Origin of the sequence: Pedobacter africanus (genome assembly GCF_040548825.1) — a bacterium.
Classification (GTDB): domain Bacteria; phylum Bacteroidota; class Bacteroidia; order Sphingobacteriales; family Sphingobacteriaceae; genus Pedobacter; species Pedobacter africanus_A.
Genome location: NZ_JBEPSL010000001.1, coordinates 2,137,933 through 2,152,321, shown reverse-complemented (window position 1 = coordinate 2,152,321; position 14,389 = coordinate 2,137,933). Strand labels below are relative to the sequence as shown.

Here is a 14,389-nt window from a genome sequence, read left to right as displayed (position 1 = left end):
AGAAATTCGTATTATATTGAAATATCCCTCTTTTAAAGATCTGATCCTATTTGAAAACGATGATTATATCGTAGTAAATAAACCACCATTTGTTGCATCATTGGATGAACGTGGCGGTTCAGGAGAAGTTAATATTCTTCGTCTCGCCAAACAATACTGTGCTGATGCACAGGTTTGCCACCGTTTGGATAAAGAAACCTCTGGCGCAATTATCATTGCCAAAACACCCGAAGCTTACCGTCATGTTTCCATACAGTTTGAAAAGCGGAAGGTCAATAAAACCTACCATGCGGTGGTAGATGGACAGTTTAGCTTCAATGCGTTGTTTATAGACCTGCCGATTCTGAATGATGGTAATAAAAGTGTAACCATTGACCGCAAGGAGGGAAAACGTGCGGAGACTATTTTTAATACGCTAAAAAACTACAGACACTACACACTGGTAGAATGTAAGCCCATCACCGGACGCATGCACCAGATCAGGATCCACCTGGCCACACAGCGTGCTGCAATTGCCGGCGATGACATGTACCGCGGTAAACCTGTATTCCTTTCCAGTTTAAAAAAAGGTTACCGGTTGGCAAAAGATGAAGAGGAGCAGCCCATTATGAAACGCTTTGCGCTGCATGCCTGGCATGTGGTATTTAAGGGAACCGATGGGCAGGACATCGTAATTGAAGCACCATACCCTAAAGATTTCGCAACGCTCATCAAATTATTGGATAAGTTTGATGCATAAAACAGTTTAAAATGTATGTAAGGGCGGTAAATTATATAGATAGCATTAATCAATACAGGAAAACAAAAATATCGAATAGGAATTTCCTGGTCATAGCTGCACTGATCGTGGGCATACTGGCCGGACTGGCCGCTTCACTGCTCAAAACCTTAACCCACCACATCGAAGATTTTTTACAGTCTGGTTTTCACTGGCAGTACAAGTACTATCTCTTTTTCTTTTTTCCTTTCATCGGTATCCTGCTGTCGGTCATGTATGTGCGCAGGTTCATCAGAAAAGGGAAGTTTGAAACCGGCTTAACGCCTATATTATATACCATTTCCAAAAAATCAAGCAAAATTGAACCGCACAATATTTATTCGCAGGTGATTACCGCGGCGCTTACAGTTGGTTTTGGCGGTTCTACGGGACTGGAAGCCCCTATAGTAACCAGTGGCGGTGGTATAGGTTCTGTGGTAGGTCGTTTTTTTGGTTTATCCTACCGGGAAACTACCTTGCTGCTGGCCTGTGGTGCAGCTGCAGGTATTGCAGCGGCCTTCAATAGCCCCATTGCAGGTATTGTATTTGCCATAGAAATTCTGCTGCCGGAGTTTACCATTCCTGCATTTATCCCCTTGCTGCTGGCTTCGGCCACAGCCGCAGTGGTATCCCGTTTGTTTTACAACGAACAACTCTTCTATCTGGTAACAGAAGGCTGGGAAATAAATGCACTCATCTATTATGTATTGCTTGCTGTGCTGATCGGCCTTTTCTCCATCTATTTCAAAAAGATAAACGGCTTTATCAAATCGGCTTTTTATAAAATCAAAAACCCCTACAAAAAAGTGGTATTGGGTGGTTTAATGCTGGGGCTGCTGGTATTTTTATTCCCAACATTATATGGCGAGGGTTATGTCACCATTAAAAACCTGCTTGGGGGCAATTATGCCGCAGTGGTTTCAAACAGTATTTTTTCAGGCTACAGCAGCCTGCCCTGGGTAATCATTGTGTTTACCCTGATTACGGTATTCGCCAAATCGGCCGCAACGCTGATCACCTTAGGTGCCGGGGGTAACGGAGGGATTTTTGCGCCAAGTTTAATCATGGGCGGTTTAATAGGTTTTGCCGTTGCCTTTACGGCCAATACGCTGGGCATCGCCCATTTAAACGTTGCTAATTTCATCGTTGCCGGTATGGCTGCCTCCTTGAGTGCCATTATGCACGCTCCGCTTACAGGGATTTTTCTGATCGCGGAAATTACGGGGGGATATATTTTGATGGTGCCCTTAATGATCACTTCGGCCATTGCTTACCTGATTAGCCGGGGCAGGCATAAATATTCAATTTATACAGAACCCCTGGCCAAAAGCGGCGAACTGCTTTCCCATGAGGATAAAGACACTACGGTTTTGAACATGATGAGGCTAAGGTACCTGGTAGAAAAAGATTACCTGGTGCTCGACCAGAACGAACTGCTGTCTGCAAGATGGAATGAAATGCTGCAGTCTAAACGGAACCTCTTCCCGGTAGTGGGGGAAGGATTGGAATTTAAAGGACTGTTATACGCAGAAGACATGCTGAAAAAAGGCATACATACCGGTGAAGAAATGCATGTGAACGACCTGATGCAGGAGGCACCCGGACTGGTATTCATTTCTGACCCTTTAAAACTGGTGCTGGAGAAGATGGAAAAGGAAAATGCATGGTTGCTTCCCGTGCTGGATGAAGAAGGAAGATATATGGGCTTTGTTTCCAAGACCAGCATCTTTAACAAATACAGGGCTTTGTTAAGCAGGCAGGCCGACTATATGGAGTAGGCTGAATTTTACGCAAACGTTTGTGTAGCATTTTTGTTATAAATTATTTATAGCTTTAGCTTCACACAACAAAAAAACTGAACGGAGAATATTTAATAACCACCTGGACGGCGAAACAAACGAAGGAATACTTCTTTGCGCCCAGTTAAATATTTGTATGAGTAGACTGCTACATTTAGAGGACGATGATTTGCTGACTTTATTTCAGCAGGGCGATGCTTGTGCCTATAAAGCCATATACGATAAGTATTGGGCATTGCTGTACCGACATGCCCGTAAAATGCTGCAGAATGATGATGAAGCCAAAGATGTGGTTCAGGAAGTTTTTACAATGCTTTGGGTAAAGGCACAGGACCTTGCCATAAAGACTCCATTGGCCGCCTTTCTTTATACAAGTACCAGGAACAGGATATTGGATCAGGTTAAGCATTCAAAAGTAAAAGCCAGGTATATGGCCTCACTGAAGGTAGAAATGGAAAGTGAGGCCTCAGCTCCGGATAGCCTGGTACGTGAACGCGATCTTGCACGCCGGATAGAGGCTGAGATCCAATCCTTACCTCCTAAAATGCGGGCAGTTTTTGAACTGAGCAGGAAGGAACATAAAACATACAAAGAGATTTCCGATTACCTGAACATCTCTGATAAGACGGTCAAAAAGCAGATGAACAATGCGCTGCACATCCTGAGGACCAAACTGACTTCACTTTTGATGTTTTTTTAATTTTTTTTTTAGCGCATCTACTACCTGCCGTCCCTTAAATCGTTATACCCTTAAATCGCTCTTAAGAACGGTTTGTAAAACGATGAAACATACACATTCAGAACAGGAAGAATTAATCGATAAATTTAATAAAGGATTATGTACACCCGAAGAAATAGCTATTGTTGAAAACTGGTACAATAAACAAAGCCTCATTTCGAAGGATGAATTGCCTGAACCTGATCTGCATGATGCAAATGATGCCATCTGGAAAGGGATATCCGGCAAGCTCACAGCTGCAGGGTATCAGGCTCCTTCAGCCGTCCCGATTTTTAGCATAAAACGGATGCTGATTGCCGCTTCTTTGTTTGTAGTGCTGGGAGCAGGCTCGTTTTACTTCGGCAGCCCATACCTGAATAACCATAACGATAGCCAGGCTGCAACACAACCACACATTAAACCCGGAACAAACAAAGCCTACCTTACCCTGGCCGATGGAAAACGAATTGCACTAACCGATAGCACAACAGGTACGCTAGCTTTGCAGGGGAGTGTCAAAATTACCAAAACGGCAGACGGACAGATTGCCTACCAGGTTGTTGATGAAGGTAAGGAGCAGCCGGGGAAATACAATACCCTTGAAGCCCCTAAAGGCGGCCAGTACCAGATTACCTTGATAGATGGTACTAAAGTATGGCTAAATGCCGCCTCTGCCTTAAAATACCCTACAAAATTTAATGGTACCGAAAGAAAGGTAGCGCTTACAGGTGAGGCTTATTTTGAAGTTGCAAAAGATAAAAAGAAGCCTTTCAGGATTATTTCCGACAACCAGACCATAGAAGTATTGGGCACGCATTTCAATGTGAACGCTTACAGCGATGAATCTGCCATTAAAACCACGCTCCTGGAAGGCAGTGTGAAAGTATTCCGCACTGCGGAAGGCAGTAATTATAAAATATTAATACCCGGGCAGCAATCGGTACTCTCTTCATCGGCATTAAATGTAAAAGAGGTAGATACAGAAGAAACGGTGGCATGGAAAGAAGGCTTTTTTATTTTTGAGAACGATAACATTAAAATCCTGATGCGCAAATTGGAGCGCTGGTATGATGTGGAGGTGGATTACACAGGAATTGCCGACAACAAGACCAAAATAACAGGAACACTTTCACGGAATACACAGCTCGCAGAAGTATTGAAACTATTGGAAGAAACAGATAAGTTTAAATTTAAAACTGAAGGAAGGAGGATCACCATTATGCGTTAAACTTTACCCTGCGGTGATCTGGTGAATTAAAAAAGGGGTGTTGTAGCACCCCTGTAGAATAGTCCGGATCATCCTTCTCAAAACAGTCTGACAAAACAATTAATCGAATCTGATTACCCTTCGGCACGGAAATGCCATGCGTAATCGTTGACCAAAACTAACCAAATGTATGAAAATTTATTTGTCTGGTTTATATAGGAGCCTCTGTATGAACAAGAAAATTCTATTAGCAATGAAGTTGACCATAATTTTGTTAATATCGGCATTACTGCAAGTCAGTGCAGCCAGCATAGCGCAACGAAAAATTACGCTGAATGTTAGCAATATGCCTTTGAACAATGTGCTCAAAGCCATCCATAAACAGTCTGGCTACAACATCATCATCCTGTCTACCGATATGGATAAGATAAAACCGGTGACATTAAGCCTGAAAGCGGTAACGCTGGAAGATGCACTGGAGAAAGTACTGGACAAAGGTCCGCTGACTTTCACCCTGATGGGAAAATCTATAGTGGTCAAAGAAAAGGCTGCAGAACCAGTGTACCGGCTCAAAAACAGTGCAAAGCCATTGAAGATTTCAGGTACTGTAAAAGATGAACTGTCCAACCCGATTCCTGGTGTGAGTGTAAAGGTTAAGGGCGAGCAAAGTGGAACGGTAACCAACAATGCAGGTAAATATACAATCGAAGTAGAACCTACTGATACCCTCGAATTCTCTTATATAGGTTATAAAAAGCAGGCTGTACCTGTTAGAAACAGGGTAGATCTGAACATTACCCTGGAACCTGAAGAAGGCAGTCTGGCGGAAGTAGCTGTTGTTGGTTTTGGCAGACAAAAGAAAGCCAGTTTGGTTGGTGCCCAGGTAACCTTAAAGCCGGAGGAGTTGAAGCTTCCTGTACGCGATTTAACCTCTGCCATAGCAGGTCGCCTGGCGGGTGTTGTAGCCTACCAGCGGAGTGGGGCACCTGGTGCAGATGGTTCCGATATTTTTATTCGAGGTATTGCCACATTTACCAATAGTCCTTCTTCACCTTTACTGGTAGTGGATGGAGTGCCGGATCGTTCTATCAATAATATAGATCCGGAGGACATAGAGAGTTTTACGGTTTTAAAAGATGCTTCCGCGACTGCCGTTTATGGAACAAGAGGGGCTAATGGCGTCATCATAATCATTACTAAAAAAGGTAAAGCAGGCAAGCCAACTATTAATGCCGAGGCCAATCAGGGTGTCAGTAAATTTACAGAACTACCCGAATTTCTGGATGCGCCGGCTTTTATGACTTTATACAACGAAGGGCTTACCATGCGGGGACGGACGCCTTTGTATACTGAAGATCGTATCGCCAAGCACATATCCGGCGAAGATCCGGATCTCTATCCAAATGTTAACTGGTACAATACCCTGTTCAATAAATATGGAAGAAACAACAGGTTTGGCCTAAATGTAAGGGGTGGTTCAGAAAGTGCCAGCTACTATATTTCAGCAGGTTATTATGGTGAGGTGGGAATGTTTAAGCGTGATGAGGTGCAGTCGTACAACTCTACCTTAAAACTTGATCGTTTCAATTTTACCAGTAACGTAGGGGTAAACATTACAGGTACTACCAAGCTCGATTTTGGTATCAATGGTTATATCTCCAATGTAAACCAGCCGGGCTATGGTGTAGACCTGCTTTTTGCATTGGCCACCAGTTCTGCACCGCATATTATTCCCGCAAGGTATTCCAATGGTCAATGGCCGCAACTGCCTGGAACTTTGTTTAGTCCCTTAATGGGCCTCACGCAGTCTGGAGTAACCAATACTTATAACAATTCGGTTCGCTCCAACCTTAAAGTGTCGCAGGAACTGAACTTCATTACCAAAGGTTTAAATCTTTCAGCACTGTTTGCTTTTGATGTAAACGTAACCAATAACCTCGACAGGAAAAGAACTTTGCAGACTTATTTTGCCAGCGGCAGAGATGCAAATGGAAACCTTATTACCTCTATAAGTACCGCCGGCACTGCAGACCTTGGTTTCGATTATTCAAGATTTGGCGACAGGCGCTTCTACAACGAGGTTTCCTTAAATTATTCGCGGAAATTCGGTGATCATGATGTCTCAGGTCTGGCACTTTTTAACCAGTCAGATTATTCTGATGCCACCAGAAGGGTAAATGATTACGGCTATAAGGCCGCCATTCCTTACCGTCAGCGTAATTTTGTTGGGCGGACTACCTATGGTTATAAAGACCGGTATTTTGCTGAAGCTAATTTCTCTTATTCTGGTTCAGACAATTTTATACCAAGCAAACGCTACGGCTTTTTCCCTTCTATCGGTGCGGGCTGGATCGTATCTAACGAGAGTTTTTTTGAACCTTTTAAAAGTGTATTCTCGCATTTTAAGTTGCGTTATACCTATGGGAAATCCGGAAACGCTGCAGTCGATCGTCCTGACCTGAGGTTCCTTTACCTTAACACCCTGGCCAATACCGGTTATGATTATACCTTTGGAGACCCAGGTTCTACGAGGAATTATGCAGGTTATGGTGAAAGCCGTATAGGTGGTGACGTGAAATGGGAAAGTTCTTACCGGCAGAATCTGGGTATTGAAATGAACTTCCTTAAAGACGACCTTCAGCTGATTGTAGAGTTGTTTAATGAAGAGAGAAGAGGAATACTATTGCCTACTTATACCATCCCATACAATTCTGGGCTTACGGTAGGCAATATTCCCTACAACAATATAGGCGCTACCAGTAATAAGGGGATAGATGCAACATTGAATTATACCAGGAATTTTTCTACTGAAAGCTTTTTCAGTTTTAGGGGAACCTTTAATTACAATCAAAACCTGGCCGAATTTGACGGTTTACCACCTTGGCGTTACGATTATCTGAATCGCATTGGTCAGCCCATCAGTCAACGTTTCGGTTATATCGCTACCGGTTTATTTAAAGATCAGGACGAGGTAGACAATGCTGCTGTACAGAGTGGGGATGTAAGACCGGGCGACATTCGTTACAAAGATCTGAATGGAGATGGAATTATCAACTCAAACGACCAGACTGCAATTGGTTATGGTGCTGTGCCACGCATCATTTACGGACTAAATCTGGGCGGTGGTTTTAAAAAGTTCGACATCAGCTTGTTTTTCCAGGGGGCAGCCCTCGTAGATTTTAGTTATGCCAGTGGTTTTGGTACTACTCCTTTTTCTCAGGGGCCGTCTTATGGAAACGTATATACCACTATTAATGATCGCTGGACACCGGAAAACCCTAACCCAAATGCATTTTATCCGCGTTTATCTACCAACCAGGATATCACAACCAATTATAACACCAGTACCTGGTGGGTAAAACGTGCTGATTATATCCGCCTGAAGAGCGCTGAGATCGGTTATACATTTAACAACAGACTATTGCAGAAAATAGCCATAAAACGCCTGCGGTTATTTGCCAACGGCACCAACCTGCTGACATTTTCCAAGTGGAAATTCTGGGATCCTGAACTGGGCGATGGCAGGGGCGCCAGCTATCCCAACATTACAACTTACAATATGGGTTTACGTGCTAATTTTCAATAACAGAAGCCATGAGAACTAAGAAGATAAATAAAATATTTGCCGCATTGTTATGTGTGGCCACAATTTTACCATTGGGCTGTAAAAAGGGATATTTTGATACTGTTCCTGACAACCTGATCAAGGTAGAAGATATTTTTGCCAACCGGGGACAGACAGAAAACTGGCTTGCAGGCTTGTATTCGATGATTCCTGATCCCTGGAATCTGGATAACTTTGGTTATGTATTTCATACCACCACCGATGAGATGGATGCTTCCAACTGGAACACACCGGCAATAGTAAGTGGGGCCTTATCACCCAGCAATACGCCAACAAGGTTTGCTTCCTATTACGAGCGTATCCGCGCGGCTACTATTTTTCTGGAAAGGGTAGATGGCAATCAGGAAATCCTAAACCTGGTTAATGGCCCTGAACTGATTAAACAATATAAAGGCGAGGCACGTTTTTTACGCGCATTCTACTATTGGATGCTGATGAAAGAGCTGGGGCCTGTAGTGATCATGCCTTTAAAATCTGCAGCGCCTTCGGATGATTTTCAGATTCCAAGAAGTTCATGGGATGAATGTGTGGCCTTTGTGTTACAAGAAATTGCTGCCGCTAAGGCCGACCTGCCGCTAAATAATTATGTAGTAGGCAGTACCACCGATCTGGACGCTACACAGACAGGTAGGATCAATAAGATTATCGCTACAGCTTTGGAATCTCAAATCCTGCTGTATCACGCAAGTCCGCTTTACAATGGTAATCCCGAATTCTCCGATTTTAAAAACCTGGATGGCAAAGTACTGATCAACCCGGTATATGATGCAACACGATGGAAGAAAGCTGCAGATGCAGCGAAACAGGCCATAGATATTGCTTCTTCTAATGGTAAAGGGATTTATAAGGCAGCAGACAATGATCCTTTTAGAGCAGCTTTTCTTTCCTGCAGGAACCTCTACTGGGATGGCTGGAAAACAGAAGGCATATGGTTAAGACCATCAAGCGCCAACGGTTCATGGGAAATCCGTGTTGCACCCCGTTCTACACAAGGTACAGGGTATAATGGCTTAGGTGTAGTGCAAAGTCTGGTGGATGATTTCAGGATGGGTGACGGCTCACCGATAGCTGGCAACCCTGCTTATAATGAAAATACCTATAATAAGCCAGCCACTTTATATTATGTTGCCGGAACAAATACGATGTACACCGGTCGTGAAGCACGTTTTTATGTAGATATTACTTTTAATGGCGCAGTTAACCCGGGTGTCGCCAAAACCGGAACGAACAATGCCAGGGTAGAATTTTTCAATTCCGGTACTTCCGGAAAGGCGGGGGCGCCGAGAGACTGGCCGAAAACAGGTTATGTAGCTCGTAAGAACATACATCCCACTTACAGTGTAAACCCAGCAGCAAACGTTGCCAGGCCTGCCATGCTCATCCGGCTGGCAGAATTGTACCTAAATTATGCAGAGGCATTGAATGAGGCAGAACCAGGGAATCCGGATATTTTAAAATATCTGAATGAAGTTCGTGTAAGAGGGGGCTTGCCTGGGTTACTGGCCGGAGCAGACCAACAGGAAATGCGTAAGCAAATCCGCCTGGAAAGACGTATTGAATTGTGTTTTGAAGGAGCACACCGTTATTTTGACGTGCGCAGATGGAAGATTGCCGATCAGGTAGGTTCTAACCAGGGCGGGGCATTTTTTGGAATGAACATGGATGCCGGAACCTCGCTTTCAGATCCAGCCTTTCATAAACGTACTCCGGTAATTAACAGGGCACCATGGCAAAGAAGATATTATTTCATGCCCTATGGCCAGAACGAAGCCGATAGAAACAAACAATTAGTCCAGTTCCCAGGCTATTAACCATTTATTATAAAAACATGAATACTAAAAAATATAACCTGTTTCTGCTGTTTGCTGTGCTATGCCTTTGTGCATGCAAAACAAATGATGCCTATCAACTCGAAACCGATTCCAAGGAGGGGGCGCAGATATTTATTGGCCGGGCAAACAAAGGTGTGCAGAATTTAACCATATTCCCCTATACCGATGACGCCCGTGAATTTACTTTTGGCGCAGGCTTCGGCGCATTGGGACTTCCTGCAAACAGTATCGGTGTCAGATTCTCTGTTGATTTAAAAGCCCTGGATAGCATCAACGCCATCCGTGTCAATTCGGCCCTGCCACCCTATGAGAAATTTCCGACAGATGCCTACCAGATGGGCAAACTGGAAGTTACCATTCCGAAAGGTGGAATGTCGTCCGATCTGGTCAGCATCAAATACTTCTCCAAAAAATTCAGTTCCGACAAAAGCTATTGTCTGCCTTTAACCATCACCGATGCTTCAGGATATACCATCAGCCCTTTGGCAAAGACCATTTTTATCGTCGCACCAAAGCTGGAAGAAATCCCTGCCACAACCACAGGCTGGATTGCCACAGCATCGACAGAACAGGTTACAGGCGAATCTACAGGTCTGGCTTCTGCACTAATAGATGGCAATCTGGCTACCATATGGCATTCCAGGTATTCGCCATTGCCAAGAAGCAGTTACCCGCACTGGCTGAATTTTGATATGCTTCAACCCATATATGTAACTAAAGTAGCCATTGCAGCAAGGCAGAACAATGCCAATGGCTTTACCAAATTCAAACTTGAAGGTACGTTGGATGGCACGAACTGGATCCTGCTCGGCGATAACCTGGCTTTTGATCCAGCTGTAAAAAGCTTCCAGGAATATCCCATCACCAGGCAGTACCTGAGGCAGATCAGGGCAACGCTGCTCGAGGGTAAGCAGGATGTAACCTTCATGGCAGAGTTTACCGTTTACAGGTATTGATCATAATCCTATGAAAAACCAAAACCTGATCATAGCCCTGATGTTGTTCATGGCTATGATCACCCTTTCCTGTAAGAAGGCCGGGGCATCAAAAGGGGATAAGGAAAAGCCGCTTCCTGTCGTACCCACACCGGTTAATCCTAATCCGGCAGGGCCATCATTAATTGTGCCGATGGCAGGAAATGCCTTTGTTACCACGCTTGGCACAGGTGGCTCGGAAACTGTAACTGGTACCAAAATGGCTGGCTGGACCAATCCAAATAGTATTTTTACGGCCTATTTCAGGTTAGGGATACCAGGCAGCTTAAGCGTTAAAATGAAGGCCAGTGTACCTTCCGGCAGTAGTGTGGTAAAACTCAGTATCAATGGCACACCTTTTACTATAAATCTTTCGGGAGCAACTTATACTACCTATGATGTAGGCACGCTGAACGTTACCAGTGCAGGTTATGTAAAGGTCGATTTTCAGGGGGTATCCAAAACATCTACCTATTTTGCCGATGTTTCTGACCTGGAAATCAGCGGTACTGCCACAGCCTCAAACGTGCTGTATGCCAACGATGCGAATAACTTTTACTGGTCGCGGCGTGGCCCTTCTGTTCACCTGAAATACCCCGTTCCGGCAAATACGGAATGGTTTTATAGTGAACTTACGGTACCTGCCGGACAGGATAATATCGGGAGCTACTTTATGTCGAATGGTTTTGATGGCGGTTATTTTGGTATCCAGGTAAATTCTGCAACAGAAAGAAGGGTGCTGTTTTCTGTATGGAACCCGGCCAATGGAACAACAACCTGGACCAGGAAAGGAGCAGACGTAGTAGCAACTACCTTTACCGGGGAAGGAGAGGGTGGACAATCTTACCTTTTGTTTAACTGGGTAGCCGGGAATACTTATAAATTTCTTACCCAGGCTAAACCGGACGGACAAGGAAATACGTTATTCTCGTCCTGGTTTTTTGCACCTGAATTGAACCAGTGGCGATTTATGGTCACCTGGAAACGACCAAATACCAATACCTATTTAACAGGCGTTTATTCTTTCCTGGAAAATTTCAGGGATGTAAACGGCTATATGGGCAGAAAAGCCGAATACCACAACCAATGGGCAAGAACTGCTTCAGGAATGTGGACGGAACTTACCAGTGCCAATTTTACAGGCGATGCTACCGTGAACAATGGGCAGCGAAAAGATTATGCGGCCGGTGTTTCCAATGGCCGCTTTTATATGCAGAACGGTGGTTTCTTTGCTGATTTTGTAGAAGTTAAGCAAACTTTTACCCGTACAGCTACAGGAACTGCGCCGGTGATCGACTTTAACTCACTGCCTTAGAAAATCATAAAAAAAGCCTCCTGGAATACCGGGAGGCTTTTTTACTATTCTGCGGCCCGTTTAAGGCCAAACTTCTCTATCTTGCTGTACAGGTGACTGCGCTGAATGTCAATGTCATCTGCTGTTTTGGATACATTCCAGTTGTTCTTCTCCAGTTTAAACTTGATGAACTCTCTTTCTGCATGATCTTTATAATCCTGGAAATTGCTGAATTTATCGTAATCAACAGCTGCTCCCGAAACAACACCCGCATGTCCGTTGGACGAATTTGCTGAACCAATGTTGGTGCCTCCGCCCGGATTTGCAAAGGCAATTACATCATTTTCAGTAATGACCTTATCACTCAAAATGATCAGACGCTCTATCATGTTGTGCAGTTCACGTACGTTACCCGTCCATGGCAATGCCTGAAGCGCTGTCATAGCACCATCACTGATCTTTTTAACCGGCATCCCGTAATCCCTGCAAATCTCTTCCAGGAAGTTGAGCGCAATTTCAGGAATGTCTTCCGTACGTTCTGTCAAATGCGGAACATGGATGTTAATCACATTCAGACGGTGGTACAAGTCCATTCTGAAGTTCCCTGCTTCAATCTCTTTTAGTAGGTCTTTATTTGTCGCGGCAAGTACCCGCACATTCACTTCAAGCTCTTTTTCGCCACCAACGCGGGTAATTTTATGTTCCTGCAGGGCACGCAACACTTTTGCCTGTGCAGAAAGACTCATGTCCCCAATCTCATCCAGGAAAAGTGTACCACCATTGGCCAGTTCAAATTTACCAATGCGTTGTTTTACCGCCGAAGTAAAGGAACCCTTCTCATGACCAAACAGTTCGCTTTCGATCAGTTCTGATGGTATAGCCGCGCAGTTTACTTCTATCAGCGGACTTTCAGCGCGCTGCGATTTTTCATGCAGCCAACGGGCAACCAGTTCTTTACCACTACCATTTGCGCCGGTAATCAGTACACGTGCTTCGGTAGGGGCCACCCTTTCAATGGTCTCCTTAATTTTACTGATGTTTTCAGAGCTGCCCAGGATATCCCTGGTTTTGCTTGCTTTCCTTTTAAGGACCTTGGTTTCGGTAACTAAAGTGCCTCTGTCGAGTGCATTTCTAACCGTGATCAGCAGTCTGTTCAGGTCAGGCGGTTTGGAAATGAAATCAAAAGCTCCCTTTTTACTGGCCTCAATGGCAGTTTCAACTGTGCCATGACCGGATATCATGATAAACGGGAGGTCCGGACTATAGGCAAGTGCCTGTTCCAGCACTTCCATTCCGTCCATCTTGTTCATTTTTATGTCGCAAAGCACCAGGTCATATTTCTTTTTCCTGATCAGGTCCAGCCCGTCTATACCATTGTCAATATCTTCAACCTCGTAGTTTTCGTATTCTAAAATCTCGCGGAGCGTATTCCTTATTGCCCTTTCATCATCAATTATCAATAGTTTTGCCATAGGTAATGCCAATCATTTTTGTGTTTGGGTACTAATATAATTTTTATTATCAATAACCCATTTATAAAATAATAAAAATGCAAGCCTGTAAGCCGGGTTCTGTGTCCGTAAACGGGATTCTACCATTAATCTACTATAAATGTTACCATTTATCTCTAACGACCTACCCACTAACATCGGACGAGCAGCCCTACATGCGTTAGCCTATTTGGTCTTTCAACTCCCGGGGTTTACCAGTGTCCCGGTTACCCGGAACAATCGTGAGCTCTTACCTCACGTTTTCAACCTTACCTGTGCCTGAGCCATTGGCGGTGTATTTTCTGCGGCACTTTCCATAATTCAGGCATTCATTCCTGAACCTCTTCCCGTTAGGAAGCGGGATGCTCTGTGTTGCCCGGACTTTCCTCTTTTCCTGTAAACAGGAACAGCGGTAGAACAGCTTGCATTTTATGCAAAGATACCATTTTCTTCCGGGACATTTTCTACAAGCTAACATTAGCTAAACGAAGTTTGTCATTATGACTTCATATAGGATCTGGAAGGCATTCGTGATGGTGCCAACGCACTTACGTAGAGACCTATATTGCATTTGTTTCCAACGACAGGGCCGATGTATCGGACAGTCTTTATCTGGGTAGGGTAGCATTGGACTAAATTCTTTTCAAGTTTATTTGGACTTGATCTAAATAGCGTTATATTTGCGGTGTAAAA

The 14,389-nt window shown here is 44.1% G+C and carries 9 protein-coding genes and 1 other RNA gene; 8 read left to right on the top strand and 2 right to left on the bottom strand.

All coding sequences use genetic code 11. The features are described 5' to 3' along the window. The first annotated feature begins 16 nt into the window (after positions 1–16). From ABIE26_RS08905 to ABIE26_RS08870, 8 genes are all read left to right on the top strand, one after another. The gene (locus tag ABIE26_RS08905) at positions 17–739 is read left to right on the top strand and encodes an RluA family pseudouridine synthase (protein ID WP_310137770.1); all 723 of its coding nucleotides are present in this window, start codon (positions 17–19) and stop codon (positions 737–739) included. An 11-nt stretch (positions 740–750) separates the two neighbouring features. Further along, entirely contained in the window at positions 751–2,535 is a 1,785-nt protein-coding gene (locus ABIE26_RS08900) for a chloride channel protein (RefSeq protein ID WP_310137772.1), read from the top strand. Positions 2,536–2,692: 157 nt separating this feature from the next. Then, on the top strand, positions 2,693–3,256 hold the full coding sequence (locus ABIE26_RS08895; RefSeq protein ID WP_310137773.1) for an RNA polymerase sigma-70 factor: 564 nt from the start codon (positions 2,693–2,695) through the stop codon (positions 3,254–3,256). Between the two features lie 82 nt (positions 3,257–3,338). Next, positions 3,339–4,502, top strand: coding sequence for a FecR family protein (locus ABIE26_RS08890; protein ID WP_310137775.1), 1,164 nt, complete (start codon positions 3,339–3,341; stop codon positions 4,500–4,502). Positions 4,503–4,734: 232 nt separating this feature from the next. Beyond that, on the top strand, positions 4,735–8,067 hold the full coding sequence (locus ABIE26_RS08885) for a TonB-dependent receptor (RefSeq protein WP_310137778.1): 3,333 nt from the start codon (positions 4,735–4,737) through the stop codon (positions 8,065–8,067). 8 nt (positions 8,068–8,075) lie between these two features. Beyond that, positions 8,076–9,917 (top strand): RagB/SusD family nutrient uptake outer membrane protein, encoded by a 1,842-nt coding sequence (locus ABIE26_RS08880; protein WP_310137780.1) that lies wholly within the window; start codon positions 8,076–8,078, stop codon positions 9,915–9,917. A 17-nt stretch (positions 9,918–9,934) separates the two neighbouring features. Further along, complete coding sequence (locus ABIE26_RS08875) at positions 9,935–10,894, top strand: discoidin domain-containing protein (protein ID WP_310137782.1); 960 nt, start codon at positions 9,935–9,937, stop codon at positions 10,892–10,894. Between the two features lie 10 nt (positions 10,895–10,904). Continuing rightward, complete coding sequence (locus ABIE26_RS08870; RefSeq protein WP_310137785.1) at positions 10,905–12,227, top strand: DUF3472 domain-containing protein; 1,323 nt, start codon at positions 10,905–10,907, stop codon at positions 12,225–12,227. 44 nt (positions 12,228–12,271) lie between these two features. On the opposite strand, the gene ABIE26_RS08865 is transcribed toward ABIE26_RS08870, so the two are convergent. Continuing rightward, complete coding sequence (locus ABIE26_RS08865; protein WP_310137788.1) at positions 12,272–13,678, bottom strand: sigma-54-dependent transcriptional regulator; 1,407 nt, start codon at positions 13,676–13,678, stop codon at positions 12,272–12,274. A gap of 72 nt (positions 13,679–13,750) precedes the next feature. Then, positions 13,751–14,125: RNase P RNA component class A (rnpB, locus tag ABIE26_RS08860), an RNA gene on the bottom strand. Positions 14,126–14,389: the final 264 nt, after the last annotated feature.